Source organism: Mycobacterium sp. SP-6446, from assembly GCF_001954045.1.
Lineage (GTDB): Bacteria > Actinomycetota > Actinomycetes > Mycobacteriales > Mycobacteriaceae > Mycobacterium.
Window position 1 is genome coordinate 19,093 of record NZ_MBEM01000220.1, and the last position, 20,128, is coordinate 39,220.

Below are 20,128 nucleotides of genomic sequence, written 5' to 3' on the forward strand. Positions count from 1 at the left end.
TCCCCCACCCCTTGCGCCCAGCAATCCGCTGGTTAGCTAGGCATCTTCCAAAAGGTCTGGCGTTACCGCCGACTCGGTGTCGGGGATGCCTTCGACCTTCGCCTTGCGGTCGGCCATCGAGAGCAATCGCCGAATGCGCCCCGCCACAGCATCTTTCGTCATCGGGGGGTCGGCCAGGCGGCCGAGCTCCTCGAGGGAAGCCTGCCGGTGCTCGACGCGCAACTTGCCGGCCGACGCCAAATGGTCGGGGACGCTGTCGCCGAGAATCTCCAACGCCCGCTCCACCCGGGCCGCCGCGGCGACCGCGGCCCGCGCCGAGCGGCGCAGGTTGGCGTCGTCGAAATTGGCGAGGCGGTTGGCCGTCGCGCGCACTTCGCGACGCATCCGGCGCTCCTCCCAGATCAACCGGGTGTCCTGGGCGCCCATCCGGGTCAGCAGCGCGCCGATCGCCTCGCCGTCGCGCACCACCACCCGGTCGGCGCCACGCACCTCGCGGGCCTTCGCGCTGACGCCGAGCCGGCGAGCGGCGCCCACCAAAGCCAGCGCGGCCTCCGGGCCGGGGCAGCTGACCTCCAATGCCGACGAGCGCCCGGGCTCCGTCAACGAGCCGTGCGCCAGGAAGGCTCCCCGCCACGCCGCTTCGGCGTCGGTGATGCTGCCGCCCACCACCTGTGCGGGCAGACCCCGCACCGGACGGCCCCGCATGTCGAGCAGGCCCGTCTGGCGTGCCAGCGCCTCACCGTCGTTTGCCACCCGCAGCACGTACCGCGTGCTCTTGCGAATTCCGCTGGCCGACAACACATGTACGACCGCGTTGTAGCCGTACAGATCGAAGATGTCCTTGCGCAGCCGCCGCGCGATGTTGCCCAGATCCACCTCGGCCTCGACCAGGACTCGCCCGCCCACGATGTGCAACCCACCGGCGAACCTCAATAGGGAGGTGACTTCCGCCCGACGCGCGCTGACCGATTTCACGACCAGGCGGCTCAGTTCGTCCTTGACTTCGGTCGTCATCGCCACGCGTCGTCACTCCTCGTATCGCTATCGACCCGAATCTCCGCGGTGGTTCTAGACGAAGGCACTCCCGGGGCCTTGGGGCCCCCTCGGACCCCGTCCAGGGCCGCCGCGAGCTTGCCCGGGTCATGTAAAGGTCTACCAGGTGTGGCCACGTCGGCGAAGTGGACCTCGGCCTGCAGCAGCGTCGCGGTGCGGCGCAGCTGCTCGCGTTCCCGCTCACTCGGCACCCGTTCGGCGTCGATGATGATGTCGTGGACGGTGAACCCGGGCGCATGCTGGGCGAGCACGTGCAGATGCCGTTCCACCGAGAATCCGGCCGTCTCACCCGGCTCCGCGACCAGATTGAGCACCAGGGCACGCCGCGCGCTGGTCCTGCGCAGCGCCGCGGCCAGGTCCGGCACCAACACGTGCGGGATCACGCTGGTGAACCAGGAACCGGGGCCCAGCACCACCAGATCGGCGGCCATGATGGCGTCCACCGCCTGCCGGGTCGCCGGCGGGTCGGCGGGAAGCAGCCGCACCCGGCGCACCTTCCCAGGCGTGGTGGCGATCGCCACCTGGCCGCGGATCAGCCGGAACATCCGCGGGTCGGACTCCAGACCGGACACGTCGGCCTCGATCTCCAGCGCGATCGGGCACATCGGCAGCACCCTGCCCTTGACCCCGAGGATGCGGCCGAGCTCGTCGAGCGCGGCGACCGGATCGGCTAGCACCTCGTTGAGCCCCGCCAGCATCAGGTTGCCGATCGGATGCCCGGCCAACGCGCCGCTGCCGCCGAACCGGTGCTGCAGGATGGTCGCCCACAGGCGTCCATACGGGCTGTCGGATGCCAACGCCGCCAACGCCATTCGTAAATCGCCCGGCGGGATGACATCCAGTTCGCTGCGCAACCGGCCGGACGAGCCACCATCGTCGGCGACGGTCACCACCGCGGTGACGTAGGGGGTCAACCGGCGGGCCGCGGACAGCGTGGCATGCAAGCCGTGTCCGCCCCCGAGGGCAACGATGCCCTCGCTATTCGGTGAGCTCATTCGCGGCCCAGATCCCGGTGCAGCACGCGCACCGACAGTTGCGCATTGCCCCCCAGCAGCTGCATCAACGCCTCGGCGATCGCGACGCTGCGGTGCTTACCGCCGGTGCAGCCGATGGCGACCGTCATGTACCGCTTGCCCTCCCGGCGGTAGCCGCCGACGACCAGAGATAGCAATCGATGGTAGGCGTCGAGAAACTCGGCGGCGCCGGGTTGGCTCAACACGTAATCGCGCACCGCCGGGTGCTGGCCGGTGAGCGGGCGCAGCTCGTCGACCCAGTGCGGGTTGGGCAGGAATCGCACGTCCATGACCATGTCGGCATCCATCGGCAGGCCGTACTTGAACCCGAACGACTCGACGGTGACGCTGGTGGTCCCGGCGCCGTCGCCGCCGAAGGCCCGCTCGATGTTTTCCCTCAGGCCGCGCACCGACAGTGTCGACGTGTCGATGATCAGGTCGGCGGTGGCGCGAACCGGGGCCAGCATCGCGCGCTCGGCGGCGATGCCCTCGGCCAGGGTCTGCTCCCCCTGCAAGGGATGGCTGCGGCGGTTCTGTTCGTAGCGGCGGACCAACATGTCGTCGGATGCCTCCATGAACACCACGCGCGGCGTGATGTTGCGGGTGGCCAGTTCGGTGCGCACCGAGTCCAAATCGCCGGTGAATCCCCGTGATCGAACGTCCATCACCACCGCGAGCTGGGTGATCCGCGACCCGGCCGCCAGTCCGAAGTCCACCATCCGGGTGATCAACTCGGGCGGCAGGTTGTCGGCGACGTACCAGCCGAGGTCCTCGAGCACCTTCGCCGCGGTGCCGCGTCCGGCCCCGGACAACCCGGTCACCAGGACGACGTCGATGCCTGGAGCGTTCGTCATCCTTTCAATCCTGGGGTCGCAGCGCTTCGAGGACGGCCGTGGCGGTCGCCACGCCGATACCCGGGACGGCGGTGATCTGGTCGACGGTGGCCTCCTTGAGGCGGGCTAGCGAGCCGAAATGCGTTACCAGCGCCTTACGGCGATGTTCTCCCAATCCTGGCACCGAATCGAGCGCTGAGGCGGTCATTCGCTTGGATCGCTTGCTGCGATGGTAGGCGATGGCGAACCGGTGCGCCTCGTCGCGGACCCGCTGCAGCAAATAGAGTCCCTCGCTGTTGCGCGGCATGATGACCGGATCCGGCTCGGACGGCACCCACACCTCTTCCAGCCGCTTGGCCAGGCCTATCACCGCCACGTCGGTGATGCCGAGCTCGTCGAGCACGGCGCTGGCCGCATTGACCTGGGGCGCGCCGCCGTCGACGACGTAGAGGTTGGGCGGGTAGGCGAACCGCCGCGATTTTCCTTCCGGCGAAAGCATATTCGGGTCGTTCTGCTCACTCAGGTGGCGCGCGAACCGCCGTCGGGTCACCTCGGCGATGGAGGCGACGTCGTCGGAGCGTCCCTGTCCCGCGGCTTCCCGGATCCCGAAGTGGCGGTAGTCCGATTTGCGCGGCATGCCGTCCTCGAACACCACCAACGAGCCCACCACGTCGGTGCCCTGCACGTGGCTGATGTCGACGCATTCGATCCGCAGCGGCGCGTCGGCCAGGCCCAGAGCGTCCTGAATATTCTGCAGCGCAGCGGATCTGGCGTTGAAGTCACCGGCCCGCTTCAGCTTGTGTTGCTGCAGAGCCTCTTTCGCGTTGCGCTGCACGGTTTCGGCCAGGGCGCGCTTGTCCCCCCGGCGGGGCACCCTCAAGGTGACGCGCGAGCCGCGCAGGCCGGACAGCCAGCTGGCCAACTCGTCGGCGTTCGACGGTAGGCAGGGCACCAGCACCTCGCGGGGAACCGGGTTGGTGGATTCGTCGGCGGCGCCGTCCAGCTCGGCCTGTTCGCCGTAAAACTGGGTGAGAAATTGTTCGACCAACCGCTCCTCGCCGGATTCGCCGGGGTCCCCGGACTTTTCGACGATCCAGCCGCGCTGACCGCGCACCCGCCCGCCGCGGACGTGGAACACCTGCACGGCCGCTTCGAGCTCGTCGTCGGCGAAGGCGACCACGTCGGCGTCGGTGCCGTCGCCGAGCACCACCGCCTGCTTCTCCATCGCCCGCTTCAGCGCGGACAGATCGTCGCGAAGCCGCGCGGCCCGTTCGAAATCGAGTTGTTCGGCCGCGGCGTTCATCTGCTGTTCGAGCTCGCGCGCAAAACGGTCGGTTTTGCCGGACAGGAAATCGCAGAAGTCCACGACGATTTGACGATGCTGTTCGGCGCTGACCCTGCCGACGCACGGCGCCGAGCATTTGTCGATGTAGCCGAGCAGGCACGGACGGTCGATCTGCTTGTGCCGCTTGAATACTCCGGCCGAGCAGGTTCGCGCCGGGAACACCCGGGTGAGCAGATCCAGCGTTTCCCGGATCGCCCACGCGTGGGAGTACGGCCCGAAATAGCGCACGCCCTTGCGCCGCGGGCCGCGATAAACCATCAGCCGGGGAAACTCCTCGTTGAGGGTGACGGCCAGGACCGGATAGGACTTGTCGTCGCGGTAGCGAACGTTGAACCGCGGATCGAATTCCTTGATCCAGTTGTATTCCAGCTGCAGCGCCTCGACTTCGGTGTTGACCACCGTCCACTCGACCTTGGCCGCGGTGGTCACCATCTGCCGGGTGCGCGGGTGTAGGCCGGCGACGTCGGCGAAGTATGACGTCAGCCGGCTACGCAGGCTCTTGGCCTTGCCGACGTAGATGACTCGTCCGTGCGGGTCCCGGAATCGGTAGACGCCGGGCTCGACCGGGATGGACCCGGGCGCGGGGCGATACGTCGCGGGATCTGGCACGTATCCAGGCTAGTAGCCGCTAGAAGGGTGGCGGCTCGTCGGGATCGGCGGGTGGGGCTGGGCCGGTGGGCGCCGCTTGGGTCGCCAGCCGCGCCGCCCGGTTGTGGCGGCGCTCGGTGTTGATGCGGTGGGCCCGGTTTTGCGCGCGGGTGGTGCGGCGCCTCGGCATCATGGCGCTGCGCTCACCGCAGCGGTCCGCGGCCGGCACCGCACTGGGTGCGTCGCCCGTGGGTGTGCACAGGCTGGGGAACAGCAGGGCGCTGGCGGGGGTGGTGACGTAGCTGTGCCCGTCGGGCAGCGTCCAGATCACGGTGCCGTCGGGCAGTTGTTGGTCGCGCCAGCCCCAGAACGTTTTGAGCAAATGATGAAGCCGGCACAGACATTTCAGGTTCGACGGATGCGTGGCCCCGCCCTCGGCGTAGGGCACGGTGTGGTCGATATCGCAGTGAGTGGCCGGGCGATCACAACCCGGGGCCCGACACGTCAGATCCCGGCACCGGATGAACTCGGCCAGCTTGGCCGACGGCGTGTACTGCGGCTCGGCGCCCGCCGGAGCAATTAGCGGCCGCAGCTTGGCGGAGGTGGCCAGCTCTGTGATCAGCTCGGCGGGGATCAATCCCTCGGCCCCGAGCAGCACACCGGGCGCCGACCCTCGGCCCTCGACGGTGGCCTGCTCGGCGATCACGTGGATCACCACACCGCTCTCCGGTTCCGCGGGGTGGCAGTCGGGGCTCCCGCAGGTGCACACCAGCGTCTCAGCACCGGCGGCCAGCGCTCCAAGCGCATCGGCGCGCCGCTGCGCCTTGGTGCGCGGATCACCCTCACAGACCGTGCCCGCCAACTCATCCAGGCGGCGATCCAGCGCCTGGCCCGTGGTGGCGAACACGCTGGCTTCCACCCAGGCCATGCCCGACTCGTTGGCCCGCACGTCGACATGACGATCCTCGGCGGCCTTGACCGCCCGGCGCTGCGCATCGCGATCCATCTGGACCACCACCTGATCCACCGCGGCGGCCAAACCCCCGCGGGTCAGCGACGGCCGGCGCGCCAGCACCGCGGCGTCGGTGATCAAATCGGTGCGAAACACGATCGCCTGAAACGCCCGATAGTCGATCTCCCCGGCCGCGAACAGCTCGCCCACCCGCGGCAGCCGCTCGCGCAGCGCCATCGCATAGCGCAGGTAGCTGTGACCCATCGCCACACTGCACCCCAGCGCTGCGGCCACCTGCGCGGCCACCGCCTCCCAGGTATCGGTGGCCCAGTCGGCGTGCTCCCCCGTCGCGCGGCAGCGCAACACCAACAACTCACCGACGGCAACCAACCGCTCCGCGGCCGCCCGCGCCTCGGCGCGCCCCGCCTCGCGGACCCGATCGAGCAGCACCGCCGACTCCGGCGTCGGCCGCGAAGCTTCGAGGTATTCGAACATGTGTTCGAGCATAGCAGCACCCGACGACAAGAAGCCCCCACGTTCGCCGCCCGGGGTACACAGACCGACAATCCACAGATCAAGCAGGCATCGAGATCGTCCGCAGGGCACGCCCGGCTGTCGGCTATCGGGTGTAGTAGCAGCCTCCGACGACAACCTCAGGTGGTTCGCCGGTCGATCTGCGCACGACGTTTCGACGCCCAGTCCGTCATGGGGAATCCCGGCTTGACGTCGCAGGCCGACAGCATCAAAACGACCCGCGACAACGCCGCCAGTCCGTAGTCACAAGTCCAGTCCGGACGGGTCATGGTCCACACCAAGACGCCATCGTCGGTAGTGCCGAAGAAGCTGAGTCGCATCGGCCGAAACGCCCCGCTAGGGGACACACCGATGGCCTCGCCGTGGCAATTCGACACGGCGGTAAAGCCTTTCGAGATCACGTCGCGGATCTTCAAGGTGCGGTCATAGGTGTCGACCGATTCGGCGTACAGCGCCTGGCCGCTGAATCGGTACGCCGATTCGGCGTGGTCCGACGATCCGCCGGGCCGCAACGGCGAACCCCTGAACAGAAGTGCCGCCGTGCATTCCGGCGGCCGAGCGCCGGTGAAGTAGTTGGTGCCCACGGCGATCGCGGCCGCCGGTCCGAGCGGAGTGGGGTCCCCGTCCGCCAGAAGGAACTCATGCGCGGATATCGCCCGGTGCGAATTCGCGGGGACCCCTGGCTCGCCGGGAGCCCGCACCGCTCTACCCGCCACCGAGGCTGCGCAACCGCTCGCCATCACCGCGGCGATGACGAGCGCGGCAGCCGCCCGCACGTGACGTGCCATCGGGCGATGGTACAGCGCTCAGCGAGCGGCCGGGCGATATCGCGCCAGCAGCGACCGCACGGTGTCCATGGCCTCCACCGCGCGGTCCTTGTCGACGGCCTGGATCGCCATCACCGGAATGTACTCGTCGTCCGGCAAATCCACTCGCGCCCAGCGGTGACCGGCGGGAAACGACACACCGACCACATCGGACCACGGAATCAGCCTGTAGCCGAACAGGTTTCGTACCGAAATCCCGGGCGGGCCCACCCGCAGTCGCGGTCGTGCGAACAACAGGACCCCGCCCGCGATGATGAGGCCCAGCACGGCGATCGCTACCTGGTCGGAGGTCTGGAAGATCACGCCGCTGGACTTCATTTTGAGCGCCAAGCCGACCGCGATATGCACGGCCGCGATCAGAAACGCTGCGATGTAAGCGAATAGCGGTGTCCGGTGGGGGCGCAGCTCGACATCCCAGGCGTCGCTGTTCGGCGGAGTCACGACCCAGCGCGCAGGTCGCGCAGGGTGAGCGCGGCGGCCAGGGCCGCGCCGGTCGCCTGGGCCCCCTTGTCCTCGGCCGATTCCGGAAGGCCGGCCCGGTCCCGCGCCTGTTCCTCGTTGTTGGTGGTGAGCACCCCGTTGCCGACCGGCGTCGAAGCGTCCAGCGAGACCCGGGTCAGGCCCTGGGTCACCGCATCGCACACATAGTCGAAATGCGGTGTCTGGCCCCGGATCACGACACCGAGCGCGACGACCGCGTCATGGCTACGCGCGAGTTCCTGGGCAACGACGGGAATCTCGATCGCGCCGAGCACGCGGACCACCGTCGGGTTGCCGACGCCCGAATCTGCTGCCACTTTGAGCGCGCCGGCCAATAACGCGTCACAGATTTCCCGGTGCCAGGTGCTCGCGACGATACCCAGGCGCACGCCTGCCGCGTCGAGCGCCGGAATCTCCGGCACACCGGCGCCACCGCTCACAAAGCACCGCCGAATTCACCTGGCAAATGGACGGATTCGTGGAAGTCGTCCAGCCCCGCCAGGTCGTGGCCCATCTTGTCGCGCTTGGTCAGCAGGTAGCGGATGTTCTCCGCGTTGGCCCGCACCGGAAGCGGCACCCGCTCGATGATGTGCAAGCCGTAGCCGTCCAGGCCGACCCGCTTGGCCGGGTTGTTGGTCAGCAACCGCATCGAGCGGACTCCCAGGTCGACCAGAATCTGCGCGCCGATGCCGTAATCTCTTGCGTCGGCCGGTAATCCAAGCTTCAGGTTGGCGTCGACCGTGTCTTCCCCGGCGTCCTGCAGCTGGTAGGCCTGCAGTTTGTGCATCAGGCCGATCCCGCGGCCCTCGTGGCCGCGCATGTAGAGCACGACGCCGCGGCCCTCGCGCGCGACCATCGCCATGGCCGCGTCGAGCTGCGGCCCGCAGTCGCAGCGGCGTGACCCGAAAACGTCGCCGGTCAGGCATTCGGAGTGCACCCGCACCAACACGTCGTCGCCCTCGCCGCTCGGCCCGGCGATATCGCCGCGCACCAGCGCCACGTGTTCGACGTCCTCGTAAATGCTGGCGTAGCCGATCGCGCGAAACTCCCCGTGCCGGGTCGGGATTCGCGCTTCGGCGATCCGCTCGATGTGCTTCTCGTGCTTGCGCCGCCACTCGATCAAGTCGGCAATGGTGATCAACGCGAGGTCGTGCTCGTCGGCGAAGACCCGCAATTCGTCGGTCTGGGCCATCGCGCCTTCGTCCTTCTGGCTGACGATCTCGCAAATGGCGCCCGCAGGTTGCAGGCCCGCCATCCGGGCCAGATCGACCGCGGCCTCGGTATGTCCGGGACGGCGCAGCACACCACCGTCCTTGGCGCGCAACGGAACCACGTGACCGGGGCGGGTGAAATCTTCGGCCAGGCTGGTGGGATCGGCCAATAGCCGCATCGTGGTGGCCCGGTCGGACGCCGAAATACCGGTGCCCACACCCTTTCTTGCGTCGACAGTGACGGTGTAGGCGGTGCCGTGCTTGTCCTGGTTCACCGCGTACATCGGCAGCAGGCCGAGCCGATCGCAGATCGCGCCATCCAGCGGCACACACAGATAGCCCGAGGTATAGCGGACCATGAAGGCCACCATCTCCGGTGTCGCCTTTTCGGCGGCGAAGATCAGATCGCCCTCGTTCTCGCGCTCCTCGTCGTCGATGACGATGACGGCCTTGCCTGCCGCGATGTCGGCAACCGCCCTCTCGACGGAGTCCAACCTCGTCATCTTGGCTACCTTGCTGTCATAAGGGCCCGCATGAGGAGCCCGGCGTTGCATTCAGTATGAACCACCGCCGCCCCACAGTTATTGCCACGGCTTTTCGGCGGGACGGGGGGACTCGCCCGGTGACGCCGAGCAACTCCTTCCGGTGACGCATCCGTCAAAAACGGTGTGCCGGCCAGGCTCGTCGGCGTGCCGCTTGACCAGGTAAGACATCATCACGGGACACCCACCGCGGGGCGCGCAACGTAAGTCCGGCGTAAGTCGCAGTTAAGTGCCAGATGTGAGATCGAGCCGAGATACCGGAGTCGGTTTCGGGCCCCTTCCGGTCGGGAATTGCAGTGTCATGACTATCAACACGCAAACCAAATCGTGGCGTCGCTTGTGTACTGGCGCCCTCGCAGCCGGTGGCGTGGCGTTGTCCACTCTCGGAGTGACCTCGGGCGTTGCCCAGGCGGTGCCTCCGTCCGCTCCTATGAATCACCATCACTGGTGCCCTGGCGACCAGTGGAACCCGGGCTGGGGCCCGTATCAGAACTGGAATAACTGCCGCGACTGGGACGACAACTACGGTCCGGCCGGTTACGGTGCTCCTCCGCCGTGGGCGCGGCCGATGCCGCCGCCCCCGCCGTGGGCGCCCTGGGCCCAGGTCGTGTGGAATCCCGATGTGGACGACTGGGGATTCTGGAACGGGCCCGCCTTCGTCCGGCTCTAAACCAGCGACAAACAACCGAGAAAGCCTTGACCGCAGCCGCACCCACGCGCTGCGGTCAAGTGCTTTGGTGAACTCACGGCAAACCAGCAGTTAATTTCCAGGGCAGGGGTGGAAGCCGATCTTAGCCGCACACGTGTGGCATAGATCACTATTCACGACCCGTCGGGGGTCCTAGCAGAAACGGAAACCCCTGCCATGTTTACCGGCATCACGACACACGCCGGCCCCCTGGTTATCACGATCGTTGCGCTGACCGGCGCCGCGATTTCGCGCGGCGGCGCGGCAGCGGCCGCACCAAACCAGGACGACCAGTTCCTCGCATTGCTCAATCAAGAAGGCGTCCCGGCCATTTCCGGCATACCGGAGCTCATCAAAACCGCCCATGAGGTTTGCGGCCAACTAGACAGCGGCATTCCGGTCAATACCGTGGTGGACGAGCTGGTGGACTTCGCCAACACCGCCACCCCCGGCGCCGACCCCGGCCGACTCCGTCGCACCGAGACCCGATTCCTCATTGCGTCGGCCGGCGCCTACTGCCCGAACCATCAGGTTGGCTTCACCAACCGGAATGGGTCACGACACCGGGTGAAGTTGGCCGCCTTCGTCGAAGGCGCTAATCCGACAATTCCGCCACGCCCACACGCACCTGACGCCGAGATGCTGAAGCCGCCACCGGCGGCGGCACCCGCCGCGCCGAGGCAGACACTTCCGAAGGCTGGTCCGCCGCCGGGCGCCAGTGGCGGAGGGGGCGACCACGGTGGTGGCGGTACCGGCGGCGGTGGAGCGCCACCTGCGGCCGGACCGGGCATCATCGCGCTCGCGCCGTAATGCTCAGCCTGGGCGGCTCATCAACCGCTCGACGTATTTGGCGATGACGTCGACTTCGAGGTTCACCCGCGCGCCGACCGGGGCGCGACCGAGCGTGGTCACCTCACGGGTCGTCGGGATCAGCGAGACCTCGAACCAGTCCCGCGGCGCGGCGCCGCGCCCGGACACCGTCAGCGAAATGCCGTCGACGGTGATCGACCCCTTTTCGACGACGTAGCGAGCCACCGCCTCGGGGACCTCGATCCGGACCACCTCCCAATTCTCCGACGGCGATCGGGAGACCACCTGACCGGTACCGTCGACGTGGCCCTGGACGATGTGACCGCCGAGCCGGCTGTTCACCGCCGCGGCGCGCTCCAGGTTCACAGGGCTGCCCACCTCGAGTGCGCCCAGATTGGACCGGTTCAGCGTCTCGGCCATCACGTCGGCGGTGAATTGCCCGTCGCCCAGCAACTCGGCGACCGTCAGGCACACGCCGTTGACGGCGATGGAATCACCGTGGCCGGCATCGGCGGTGACGAGGGGTCCGCGAATGGTCAGGCGCGCCGCATCGGCGAGGACGTCTCGGCTGGTCACCTCTCCGAGTTCCTCGACAATTCCGGTGAACATTGCACCAGGCTAATTGGCCACGGGCCCTGGCGTTCTCGAACCCGGTCCGCGGCACCCTCTACGATGCAGAGTATGCAGACCCGCCACCGTGTATTGGCCGTCCTCGCTTCCCTAAGCCTCACCACCGCCCTGATTGCCGGTTGTTCGTCGGGCTCGAAACCCAGCGGCGCGCCGCTGCCCGATGCCTCGACACTGGTCAAGCAATCCTCCGACACCACCAAGAACGTCAAGAGCGTGCACCTGGTGCTGTCGGTCCAGGGCAAGGTCCAGGGGCTGCCCATCAAGGTGCTCAACGGTGACCTCACCACCACCCCCGGCACCGCCGCGTCTGGCAATGTCCAGCTGACGTTGGCGGGCTCCGACATCGACGCGAACTTCGTCGTCTACGACTCGGTGCTGTATGCCACGCTGACGCCGAACAAGTGGAGCGATTTCGGCAAGGCCTCCGACATCTACGACGTCTCCGCAATCCTGAGTCCCGACAACGGCCTGGCCAACGTCCTGGCGAACTTCCGCGACGCCAAGGCCGAGGGCCGCGAAACGATCAACGGCCAGAACACCATTCGCATCAGCGGCAACGTCCCGGCCGACGCGGTGAACAAGATTGCGCCGCCGTTCAATGCGACGCAGGCGCTGCCGAGCACCGTGTGGATCCAGGAGAGCGGCGACCACCAGCTGGTCCAGGTCAACCTGCAGAAGAGCCAGGGCAATTCCGTCCAGATGACGCTGTCCAACTGGAACCAGCCGGTCACCGTCACGAAGCCCCCGGTCAGCTGATGGGCATGCGGGCGGGACGCGGCGTCGCGATCAGCGCGGGCAGCCTGGCGGTACTGCTGGGCGCCCTGGACACCTATGTCGTCGTCACGATCATGCGCGACATAATGCGGGACGTTCATATCCCGATCAATCAGCTGCAGCGCATCACCTGGATCGTCACGCTGTACCTGCTGGGCTACATCGCCGCCATGCCGCTGCTGGGCCGGGCCTCCGACCGGTTCGGTCGCAAACTGCTGCTGCAGACCAGCCTGGCGCTGTTCATTGTCGGCTCGGTGGTGACCGCGCTGGCCGGGCATTTCGGCGATTTCCACATGCTGGTAGCCGGCCGCACCATTCAGGGCATCGCAAGCGGTGCCTTACTGCCGGTCACCCTTGCGCTGGGCGCCGACCTGTGGGCCCAACGCAACCGCGCCGGCGTGCTCGGCGGCATCGGCGCGGCGCAGGAACTCGGCAGCGTGCTGGGTCCGCTGTACGGCATTTTCATCGTCTGGTTGTCCCACGACTGGCGCTACGTGTTCTGGATCAACGTCCCGCTGACCTTGATCGCCATGGCGATGATCCAGTTCAGCCTGCCGTCGCACGACCGCGCCGACGAGCCCGAGAAGATCGACCTGGTGGGTGGTCTGCTGCTGGCCGTTGCCTTGGGCCTGGCGGTCATCGGGCTGTACAACCCGCAACCCGACGGCAAGCAGCTGCTGCCGAGCTACGGGTTGCCCCTGGTGATCGGGGCGATCGCCGTCGGGGTGGTCTTCGTCATCTGGGAGCGCTTCTCGCGCACCCGCCTGATCGAACCGGCGGGCGTGCATTTCCGCCCGTTCCTGGCCGCGCTGGGCGCGTCGGTGACGGCGGGTGCGGCACTGATGGTGACCCTCGTCGACGTCGAGCTGTTCGGCCAGGGCGTGCTGCAGATGGACCAGAACCAGGCGGCCGGACTGCTGCTGTGGTTCCTCATCGCGCTGCCGATCGGGGCGGTGCTGGGCGGCTGGATCGCCACCCGGATCGGCGATCGGGCGATGACCTTCATCGGCCTGCTGATCGCCGCCTACGGGTATTGGCTGATCCATTACTGGCGCGAGGATCTCCTGGAACAGCGCCACAACATCTTCGGCCTGATCACGTTGCCCGCGATGCACGCCGACCTGCTGGTGGCCGGCTTCGGACTCGGCCTGGTGATCGGGCCGCTGACGTCGGCCGCCCTGCGCGTCGTCCCGCCCGCCCAACACGGCATCGCCTCGGCCGCGGTGGTGGTGGCCCGGATGACCGGCATGCTGATCGGGATGGCCGCGCTGAGCGCCTTCGGCTTCTACTCGTTCAACCGGAAGCTGGCCCACCTGACGGCCGAGATCCCGCCCAACGCCACCCTGATGGAACGCGTGGCCGCCCAGGCAACCCTGTTCCTGAAAGCATTCGCCGAGATGTTCGGCGACATCTTCCTGATCACCGTGGGCATCTGTGTCGCGGGCGCGCTGCTGGGCCTGCTGGTCGGCGGCCGCAAGGAACACGCCGACGAAACGGAAGTCCCCGAACAAGAGGCCGTCGCGCTGGGCGAGCGCTAGCCGCTGTGCGGCACCAGGCTGATCACTAGGTCCGGACCGGCCCGGTCGACGCCGTCGAACTGCCAGCGCAGCGCCTTGGAAATGCTGGACACCCCCACGTCGTCGACGGCGGTGATGGGGCCACCCACCAGGATCGGCGCGACGTACGCCAGGATGCGGTTGATCGCACCGGCCCGCAGGAACGCACCGGCCAGCGTCGGCCCGCCCTCCAGCAGGACATCGGTGCGGTCGGAAAGCGCCTTGAGCACCTCGGCGGGATCGTGGGTGCGAATCACCATGGTGCGCGAATCGTCGTTGAGAACCTTTGCCTCGGAAGGTATTTCGCGCATCCCGACCACGACGCGCAGCGGTTGCTTGTCCGCCAGCGAGCCGTCGGGCAGCCGGGCCGTCAGTGCCGGATCGTCGGCCAGCACGGTGCCGGTGCCGACGACGATCGCGTCGGCCATGCCGCGGCGCCGATGCAGATCCAACCGCGAGGCCTCACTGGAGATCCACTTGCTCGAACCGTCCGATGCGGCGCTGCGCCCGTCGATGCTGCTGGCGTACTTCCACGTCAGGTGCGGCAGCCCGGTGCGTTGCCGGTGCAGCCACTCACGCAGCGGCCCGCCCGCCACCTGATCCGCCAGCACTCCGGAGCGCACCTCGACGCCCCCCGCCGACAACCGGTCCGCCCCGCCGCCCGCGATCGCGTTCGGATCCGCGACGGCGTAGACCACCGTCGCCACCTTGGCGTCGATCAAGGCGTTCACGCACGGCGGCGTCTTGCCGTAGTGGTTGCACGGCTCCAGGGTCACCACCGCTACGCCGCCGGCCGCCAAGCTGCCGGCCCGGCGCAGGGCCACCACTTCGGCGTGATCGCCGCCAGCCGGCGCGGTGCCGCCGACGCCGACGACCCGGCCCTCGGGATCGAGGATGACGGCCCCGACCGGCGGATTCGGATAGGTGGCGCCCTTGACCTGATAGGACTGCTCGATGGCGAGGCGCATGGCCGACTCGATGCTGTCGACCCGCTCGAGGGTCATAAGCCCAGGTGCGGTGAGGCGGCACCGGCCTGACGCCGCAACGCCCGGACCGCGGCCTCTGGATCCTGGGCGCCGTACACCGCCGAACCGGCGACGAAGCAGTCGACGCCGGCCTCGGCGGCCTGCTCGATGGTCTCCTCGTTGATGCCGCCGTCGATCTCGACCAGGATCGTCAGCTCACCCGCGTCGACCATCTTGCGCACCGTCCGGACCTTGCTGAGCACCTCCGGGATGAAGCTCTGGCCGCCGAAGCCGGGCTCCACCGACATCACGAGGAAGGTGTCGAAGTGGGGCAGGATTTCGAGGTAGGGATCCAGCGGAGTCTTCGGCTTGATGCTGAGCCCGGCTTTGGCGCCGGCGGCGCGGATATCGCGGGCGACCCCGACGGGATTGTCGGTGGCCTCGGCGTGGAAGGTGACGTTGTACGCGCCCGCTTCCGCGTACGGGGGCGCCCACCGGTCCGGATTGTCGATCATCAGATGGCAATCCATCGGGATGTCCGTGTGGGTCAGCAGGCTCTCGACCACCGGCAGCCCGATCGTCAGGTTCGGCACGAAGTGGCCGTCCATCACGTCGACGTGCAGCCAGTCGGCACCCTCCACCGCGGCCGCCTCGTCGGCGAGCCGGGCGAAGTCGGCGGCCAGGATGGACGGTGCGATCAGGGGGCCCGGCACCGGTCCCGTGCTGCGTGACATGAGCGCAAGACTACTGAGCGGCGTCGCGAAGCTCACGCAAGGCGGCGCAGCGCGGCGGCGAACATCGCGTCGGTGCCGTGCCGGTGCGGCCAAAGCTGTGCGTAGGGGCCCTCTCCCAGCTGCGCGGGTTCGAACAGCGGCCGGGCTTCCAGCGCGCACACCGGCTGACGGCGCAGCGCGTCGGCGACCACGCCGACGGTTTCGGCCAGGTGCGGTGAACAGGTCGCATACAGCACCACGCCGCCGGGCCGGGTCAGCGCGATCGCGGCGGCCAGCAGCTCGCGCTGCAGCTTGGTCAGCGGCGGCACGTCGGCGGGCTGACGCCGCCAGCGCGCCTCCGGCCGCCGGCGCAACGCCCCCAGCCCGGTACACGGCACGTCGACGAGGACGCGGTCGAATCCGGGTTCGAGGCCGGTGTCCCGCCCGTCGACCCGCAGCACGTCAACGCCGAGCCCGCGGGTGTTCTGCTCGACCAGCTCCGCGCGGCGCGGTGCCGGCTCGACCGCCGTGACCCGGGCCCCGGACTGCGCGCCCAGGCCCGCCAGCAGCGCGGTCTTGCCGCCCGGCCCGGCGCACAGGTCCAGCCACCGCCCCGCGTCGTCGTCGACCAGGGCCAGCGTCAGCGCGCGGGCCACCAACTGGCTGCCCTCGTCCTGAACCAGCGCGTCGCCGTCGCGCACCGGCGCCAGGCGCCCGGGGTCGCCGCCGGGAAGGTAGACCGCGTACGGCGAATAGCGACCGACGCTGCCGCCCACCGCGTCGGCCAGTTCGGCGGCGGTGAGCACCCCGGGGCGCGCCGCCAAATGCACCTGGGGCCGTTCGTCGTCGCTGGCCAACAACGCGTCGAGTTCCGTCGCCGCCGCACCCAGCGCGTCGGCGAAGGCCTGGGCTATCCAGCGCGGGTGTGCGCGCACGAACGCGGCATGTCCGATCGGATCTCGCGAGGGATCCGGGGCCAACTCTTCGACCCAGGACTTCTCATCCCGACCCGCGATGGTTCGCAGCACGCCGTTGACGAAACCCGCTCGCGCCGAGTCGAATTCGATGCCCGCCTGTTCGACCGTGGTGGATACCGCGGCGTGGGCGTCGACCCGGGTGCGCAGCAATTGATAGGTGCCGAGCCGCAGCAGGTCGAGCAGCACCGGGTTGATCGCGTCCGGCGACCTTCCGGCCGCCGCACCGATGATCGCGTCGAGCAGGCCCCGGGTGCGGCACGTCCCGTAGGTCAGTTCGGTGGCGAAAGCCGCGTCGCGGCCGCTGATTCCGCGTTCGCGCAGCCGCGCGGGCAGCGCCAGGTTCGCATACGCATCGCGCTCGCTGACGGCGCGCAGCACCTCGAACGCGGCGGCGCGGGCGGGGTCGAGCGGGCGGCGCCGCCGTCGCGGTTGTGGGCTCACGACGCCCGCGCGGCGGGATCGAGCCTGGCGCCGCGCGCCCAGTCCACGGCGTTCATCAGTTTCTTCCCGGGCGGCTGAATTTGGCCCAGCCGCACCGGGTCCGAGCCGGTGCCGATCCATACGCTCTTACGGTCGACGCGAATGTCGCCGGGCGGCAACGATTCTGGGGCCTCGCCGAGCTGCACCGGCCCCAGTTTGACCCGCAGGTCACCGATGAACGTCCAGGCGCCGGGGTTGGGTGTCACGGCGCGGATGCGGCGTTCGACGACGGGCGCCGGCAGGTCCCAGCGCACCCGGGCTCCCTCGACGGTGATCTTCGGCGCGACGCTGACCCCGTCGGCCGGCTGGGGCCGCGGCGTCAGCGTCTCGTCGGCGATGCCGTCCAATGTGGTCGACAGCAGCGCCGCGCCGGAAAGGGCAAGTCGCTCAAGCAGATCGCCCGCGGTGTCGGTCGGCCGGATCGTCTCGGTGACGACGCCGTAGACCGGTCCGGAGTCCAGGCTCGGCTCGATCTGAAACGTCGTCGCCCCGGTGATCGTGTCCCCCGCCGCGATCGCGGCCTGCACCGGCGCCGCGCCGCGCCAGGCGGGCAGCAGCGAGAAGTGCAGGTTGATCCAGCCGCGCGGGGGCACCGCGAGCAGGGCGTCGCGCAGCAGTGCGCCGTAGGCCACCACCGCGCAGCACTCGGGCCCGAGCTCCGTGAGCTCCGCGACGAATTCCGGCGAGTTGGGCCGCGCCGGCCGCAGCAACGGGATGCCTCGATCGAGCGCCTCGCGGGCCACCGGTGACGGCTGCGGCGTGCCCCGCCGGCCGGAGGCGGCGTCGGGCCGGGTCAGCACGGCGACCACCTCGTGGCGGGGTGAGTCGATCAGGCCGCGCAGCGCGGGTAGCGCGGGCTCTGGGGTACCGGCAAAGACGAGACGCACGCGCACAAGTCTAGGAATGACGGGATCTCCGCAGGACATGCCCAGGTTTCACACAGTTGCATATGTATATTGTTTCTTTAAGTTACTATTTCTAGCGGTTCTTATCTTAGGAGGTCCGATGACCCTCGACACGACGACCGACGACCTGGCGTCAACACATCGCACCATGTGGGCGCTGGGCGACTATGCCCTGATGGCCGAGGAAGTGATGGCCCCACTCGGTCCAATCCTGGTGGCCGCCACCGGCATTGGGCCCGGTGACCGAGTGCTGGACGTCGCCGCCGGGTCGGGCAATATCTCGCTGCCGGCCGCCCGGGCGGGGGCCACCGTGGTGTCCACCGACCTGACGCCGGAGCTGCTGGCGCGGTCCAGGGCGCGGGCCGCGGCCGAGGGATTGACGCTCGACTACCGGGAGGCCAACGCGCACGCGCTGCCGTTCGGCGACGGCGAATTCGACACCGTGCTCTCGGCGATCGGCGTGATGTTCGCCCCGGACCACCGGCGCGCGGCCGGCGAGCTGGTCCGAGTGTGCCGGCCGGGCGGGACGATCGGCCTGATCAGCTGGACCGCGGAAGGATTCTTCGGCCGGATGCTGGCCACCATCAGGCCCTATCGCCCGAGCCTCTCGCCGGCCGTACCCCCGGCGGCGTTGTGGGGACGCGAGGACTACATCGCCGGGCTGCTGGGAGATCGAATCGGCGGCGTCGAAACCAGGCGCGGCATGTTGGCGGTGCACCGGTTCGACACCGCCTCGGCCGTCCACGACTACTTCAAGAATCACTACGGCCCGACGATCGAGGCCTACGCGAACATCGCCCACAATCGCGTGCTGACCGCCGAGCTCGACGCCCAACTCATCGAACTGGCAGAGCAATACCTCGCCGACGGCGCCATGGGGTGGGAGTACCTGCTGCTGGTCGCGGACAAGCGCTGAGGCCCGGCGCCTACACGATGTCGACGTCGAGGTGCACGTCGGGTTCGCCGCCGGCGGCGGTGAACGCGGTCAGGGCCCGCACCAGCCCGTGCCGCTCCGGCGGCGGCATTTTCTCCACAATGGCCGCGATTTCGGAACGGCGGTACGCGGTGACCCGCCGAACGACCTCGCGCCCGCGCGGGGTCAGCGCGGCGAGCAATTCGCGCCGCGACGTCGGGTGCGGCAGCCGATCGATCAGCCCGGCGGAGACGAGCCTGTCGACCATCCGCCCGGTGGCCGACGGCTGCACCCCCAGCAGGCCCGCCAGCGTGGCCAGGTTGACCGGGCCCCGATTGGAAAGGATGACCAGCGTCCGGAACTGCGGAATGGTGATGGACTCGTCGACCTGTCCGATGGAGCGGGCCGATACGGCCACCAGTAGCCGGGACGCGGTCAGCAACGCATCGGTGATCACATCCAGCGACTCGTCAGCCGCCGTCGCGTCCGGTGCCATCGTGCCCCCTCTCCCGGTAGCAGCGTCCAATATCGTAAGCACGGATTATTTCCTACGCACACTATCGCCATCGGGCGCGTCGATCCGTTGTCGGGTTCGGCTTCGGGTATTCGCCACTACCCGATGTGCAGCGGGTCCATCTGCACCCGGAGCGGCTGGTGGCTTTGCCGCGCGCTGAGCACGCCGACGGCGCGCCGCAGGCCGGCCGCCAGCGCCAGGCCCTGCTCACGGGGGACCCGGACCAGCATCCGGGTCACCGCCGCGCCCGCGGGGCTACCGGCCGGACGGCGCACCCCCGACGGCAGGTCGACCGGTCCGAGCAGCTCGGCCCCGTCGGGCAACCGGGCCTCGTCCAGCAACGCCGCGATGGCGCCCGCCGTCCCGTCGACGGCGGCCATGTGCACGCTCGGCGGCAGGCCGACTTCGGTTCGCGCGGTCAGCTCGGACTCCGCGTGACCCACCGGATCCCAGCGGATCAGCGATTGCACTGTGGGAATTGACGATTCGGCGACCACCGTGACCACTCCCCCCTCGCCGCGGGGACGCACCAGCGCGGTGGCACTCATCCAGCGCCACAGGGCGTCCTCGGCCGCCCGTAGATCTTGCCGGCCCAGTAGCGCCCAGGTATCCAGCAGCAGCGCCGCGCCGTACCCGCCCGGCGCGCGGGGCTCGGCACCCGGGGTGGCGACAACCAGGGCGGGTCGGTCGGCGACGTCGGTCACGACGGCGTCGCCCGCCGAGGTGACGACCGCCGTGCCGGGGAACGCGCGGCCGAGCTCCTCGGCGGTGCGCCGAGCCCCCACGACGACCGCGCGCACCGCGTCGGACCCGCACCGCGCGCAT

At 69.0% G+C, this 20,128-nt stretch carries 20 protein-coding genes and 1 pseudogene; 5 read left to right on the forward strand and 16 right to left on the reverse strand.

What is annotated here, in order from left to right; genetic code table 11:
* Positions 1-36: 36 nt before the first annotated feature.
* The 9 genes from whiA to A5736_RS19600 all read right to left on the reverse strand — a co-directional run bounded on the left by whiA (position 37) and on the right by A5736_RS19600 (position 9,339).
* Entirely contained in the window at positions 37-1,014 is a 978-nt protein-coding gene (gene whiA, locus A5736_RS19560; protein ID WP_076125098.1) for a DNA-binding protein WhiA, read from the reverse strand.
* Positions 1,011-2,048 (reverse strand): YvcK family protein, encoded by a 1,038-nt coding sequence (locus A5736_RS19565; protein WP_076125060.1) that lies wholly within the window; start codon positions 2,046-2,048, stop codon positions 1,011-1,013. The genes whiA and A5736_RS19565 overlap by 4 nt, the downstream gene beginning before the upstream one ends.
* Positions 2,045-2,920, reverse strand: coding sequence for an RNase adapter RapZ (gene rapZ / locus A5736_RS19570; RefSeq protein ID WP_076125058.1), 876 nt, complete (start codon positions 2,918-2,920; stop codon positions 2,045-2,047). The genes A5736_RS19565 and rapZ overlap by 4 nt, the downstream gene beginning before the upstream one ends.
* A 4-nt stretch (positions 2,921-2,924) precedes the next feature.
* Positions 2,925-4,853: an excinuclease ABC subunit UvrC gene (uvrC, locus tag A5736_RS19575; RefSeq protein ID WP_076248086.1), complete on the reverse strand. Its 1,929-nt coding sequence runs from the start codon at positions 4,851-4,853 to the stop codon at positions 2,925-2,927.
* A 19-nt stretch (positions 4,854-4,872) separates the two neighbouring features.
* A complete protein-coding gene (locus A5736_RS19580) occupies positions 4,873-6,279 on the reverse strand; it encodes an HNH endonuclease signature motif containing protein (RefSeq protein ID WP_083667580.1) in 1,407 nt (468 codons plus the stop codon).
* Positions 6,280-6,437: 158 nt separating this feature from the next.
* Positions 6,438-7,106 (reverse strand): sensor domain-containing protein, encoded by a 669-nt coding sequence (locus A5736_RS19585; protein WP_076248089.1) that lies wholly within the window; start codon positions 7,104-7,106, stop codon positions 6,438-6,440.
* Between the two features lie 18 nt (positions 7,107-7,124).
* Entirely contained in the window at positions 7,125-7,586 is a 462-nt protein-coding gene (locus A5736_RS19590; RefSeq protein ID WP_076125050.1) for a PH domain-containing protein, read from the reverse strand.
* The gene (gene ribH / locus A5736_RS19595) at positions 7,583-8,065 is read right to left on the reverse strand and encodes a 6,7-dimethyl-8-ribityllumazine synthase (RefSeq protein ID WP_076125048.1); all 483 of its coding nucleotides are present in this window, start codon (positions 8,063-8,065) and stop codon (positions 7,583-7,585) included. The genes A5736_RS19590 and ribH overlap by 4 nt, the downstream gene beginning before the upstream one ends.
* On the reverse strand, positions 8,062-9,339 hold the full coding sequence (locus tag A5736_RS19600) for a bifunctional 3,4-dihydroxy-2-butanone-4-phosphate synthase/GTP cyclohydrolase II (RefSeq protein ID WP_076062989.1): 1,278 nt from the start codon (positions 9,337-9,339) through the stop codon (positions 8,062-8,064). The genes ribH and A5736_RS19600 overlap by 4 nt, the downstream gene beginning before the upstream one ends.
* 427 nt (positions 9,340-9,766) lie before the next feature.
* On the opposite strand from A5736_RS19600, the gene A5736_RS19605 reads away from it, so the two are divergent.
* Positions 9,767-10,048, forward strand: coding sequence for a hypothetical protein (locus A5736_RS19605; protein ID WP_233148043.1), 282 nt, complete (start codon positions 9,767-9,769; stop codon positions 10,046-10,048).
* Positions 10,049-10,243: 195 nt separating this feature from the next.
* Entirely contained in the window at positions 10,244-10,876 is a 633-nt protein-coding gene (locus A5736_RS19610) for a DUF732 domain-containing protein (RefSeq protein WP_076248091.1), read from the forward strand.
* 3 nt (positions 10,877-10,879) lie between these two features.
* Here A5736_RS19610 and A5736_RS19615 read toward each other — a convergent pair whose 3' ends face one another.
* Positions 10,880-11,485 carry a riboflavin synthase gene (locus tag A5736_RS19615; protein WP_076248092.1) on the reverse strand — a complete coding sequence of 202 codons (606 nt, stop codon included), beginning with the start codon at positions 11,483-11,485 and terminating at the stop codon, positions 10,880-10,882.
* Between the two features lie 72 nt (positions 11,486-11,557).
* On the opposite strand from A5736_RS19615, the gene A5736_RS19620 reads away from it, so the two are divergent.
* Together A5736_RS19620 and A5736_RS19625 are read left to right on the forward strand one after the other, a co-directional pair.
* Positions 11,558-12,262, forward strand: a complete 705-nt coding sequence (locus A5736_RS19620; protein WP_076125040.1) for an LppX_LprAFG lipoprotein — start codon at positions 11,558-11,560, stop codon at positions 12,260-12,262.
* Between the two features lie 5 nt (positions 12,263-12,267).
* The gene (locus A5736_RS19625) at positions 12,268-13,818 is read left to right on the forward strand and encodes an MFS transporter (protein WP_139333441.1); all 1,551 of its coding nucleotides are present in this window, start codon (positions 12,268-12,270) and stop codon (positions 13,816-13,818) included.
* Here the strand turns inward: A5736_RS19625 and ribD are convergent.
* From ribD to fmt, 4 genes are read right to left on the reverse strand one after another with little or no spacing between them, the layout of a single operon-like run.
* On the reverse strand, positions 13,815-14,840 hold the full coding sequence (gene ribD / locus A5736_RS19630; protein ID WP_076248094.1) for a bifunctional diaminohydroxyphosphoribosylaminopyrimidine deaminase/5-amino-6-(5-phosphoribosylamino)uracil reductase RibD: 1,026 nt from the start codon (positions 14,838-14,840) through the stop codon (positions 13,815-13,817). The genes A5736_RS19625 and ribD overlap by 4 nt on opposite strands.
* Positions 14,837-15,535, reverse strand: a complete 699-nt coding sequence (rpe, locus tag A5736_RS19635) for a ribulose-phosphate 3-epimerase (protein ID WP_076125034.1) — start codon at positions 15,533-15,535, stop codon at positions 14,837-14,839. Before rpe ends, ribD begins: the two co-directional genes overlap by 4 nt.
* Before the next feature lie 32 nt (positions 15,536-15,567).
* Positions 15,568-16,932: an RsmB/NOP family class I SAM-dependent RNA methyltransferase gene (locus A5736_RS19640; RefSeq protein WP_076248095.1), complete on the reverse strand. Its 1,365-nt coding sequence runs from the start codon at positions 16,930-16,932 to the stop codon at positions 15,568-15,570.
* Complete coding sequence (gene fmt / locus A5736_RS19645; protein WP_076248099.1) at positions 16,929-17,858, reverse strand: methionyl-tRNA formyltransferase; 930 nt, start codon at positions 17,856-17,858, stop codon at positions 16,929-16,931. Before fmt ends, A5736_RS19640 begins: the two co-directional genes overlap by 4 nt.
* Before the next feature lie 118 nt (positions 17,859-17,976).
* Between fmt and A5736_RS19650 the strand changes: the two genes are divergently transcribed.
* On the forward strand, positions 17,977-18,792 hold the full coding sequence (locus A5736_RS19650) for a class I SAM-dependent methyltransferase (RefSeq protein WP_076248097.1): 816 nt from the start codon (positions 17,977-17,979) through the stop codon (positions 18,790-18,792).
* 10 nt (positions 18,793-18,802) lie between these two features.
* On the opposite strand, the gene A5736_RS19655 is transcribed toward A5736_RS19650, so the two are convergent.
* Together A5736_RS19655 and A5736_RS19660 are read right to left on the reverse strand one after the other, a co-directional pair.
* On the reverse strand, positions 18,803-19,285 hold the full coding sequence (locus A5736_RS19655) for a MarR family winged helix-turn-helix transcriptional regulator (RefSeq protein ID WP_076125029.1): 483 nt from the start codon (positions 19,283-19,285) through the stop codon (positions 18,803-18,805).
* A gap of 116 nt (positions 19,286-19,401) precedes the next feature.
* Positions 19,402-20,128 (reverse strand): annotated as a pseudogene (locus A5736_RS19660) (primosome assembly protein PriA); the annotation flags it as partial.

Excerpts from the sequence above, each read along its gene's own strand:
- whiA (WP_076125098.1), bottom strand. The coding sequence starts at position 1,014 with ATGACGACCGAAGTCAAGGACGAACTGAGCCGCCTGGTCGTGAAATCG.
- A5736_RS19565 (WP_076125060.1), bottom strand. The coding sequence starts at position 2,048 with ATGAGCTCACCGAATAGCGAGGGCATCGTTGCCCTCGGGGGCGGACAC.
- rapZ (WP_076125058.1), bottom strand. The coding sequence starts at position 2,920 with ATGACGAACGCTCCAGGCATCGACGTCGTCCTGGTGACCGGGTTGTCC.
- A5736_RS19580 (WP_083667580.1), bottom strand. The coding sequence starts at position 6,279 with ATGTTCGAATACCTCGAAGCTTCGCGGCCGACGCCGGAGTCGGCGGTG.
- A5736_RS19585 (WP_076248089.1), bottom strand. The coding sequence starts at position 7,106 with ATGGCACGTCACGTGCGGGCGGCTGCCGCGCTCGTCATCGCCGCGGTG.
- A5736_RS19600 (WP_076062989.1), bottom strand. The coding sequence starts at position 9,339 with ATGACGAGGTTGGACTCCGTCGAGAGGGCGGTTGCCGACATCGCGGCA.
- A5736_RS19610 (WP_076248091.1), top strand. The coding sequence starts at position 10,244 with ATGTTTACCGGCATCACGACACACGCCGGCCCCCTGGTTATCACGATC.
- A5736_RS19615 (WP_076248092.1), bottom strand. The coding sequence starts at position 11,485 with ATGTTCACCGGAATTGTCGAGGAACTCGGAGAGGTGACCAGCCGAGAC.
- A5736_RS19620 (WP_076125040.1), top strand. The coding sequence starts at position 11,558 with ATGCAGACCCGCCACCGTGTATTGGCCGTCCTCGCTTCCCTAAGCCTC.
- A5736_RS19625 (WP_139333441.1), top strand. The coding sequence starts at position 12,268 with ATGCGGGCGGGACGCGGCGTCGCGATCAGCGCGGGCAGCCTGGCGGTA.
- ribD (WP_076248094.1), bottom strand. The coding sequence starts at position 14,840 with ATGACCCTCGAGCGGGTCGACAGCATCGAGTCGGCCATGCGCCTCGCC.
- rpe (WP_076125034.1), bottom strand. The coding sequence starts at position 15,535 with ATGTCACGCAGCACGGGACCGGTGCCGGGCCCCCTGATCGCACCGTCC.
- A5736_RS19650 (WP_076248097.1), top strand. The coding sequence starts at position 17,977 with ATGACCCTCGACACGACGACCGACGACCTGGCGTCAACACATCGCACC.
- A5736_RS19655 (WP_076125029.1), bottom strand. The coding sequence starts at position 19,285 with ATGGCACCGGACGCGACGGCGGCTGACGAGTCGCTGGATGTGATCACC.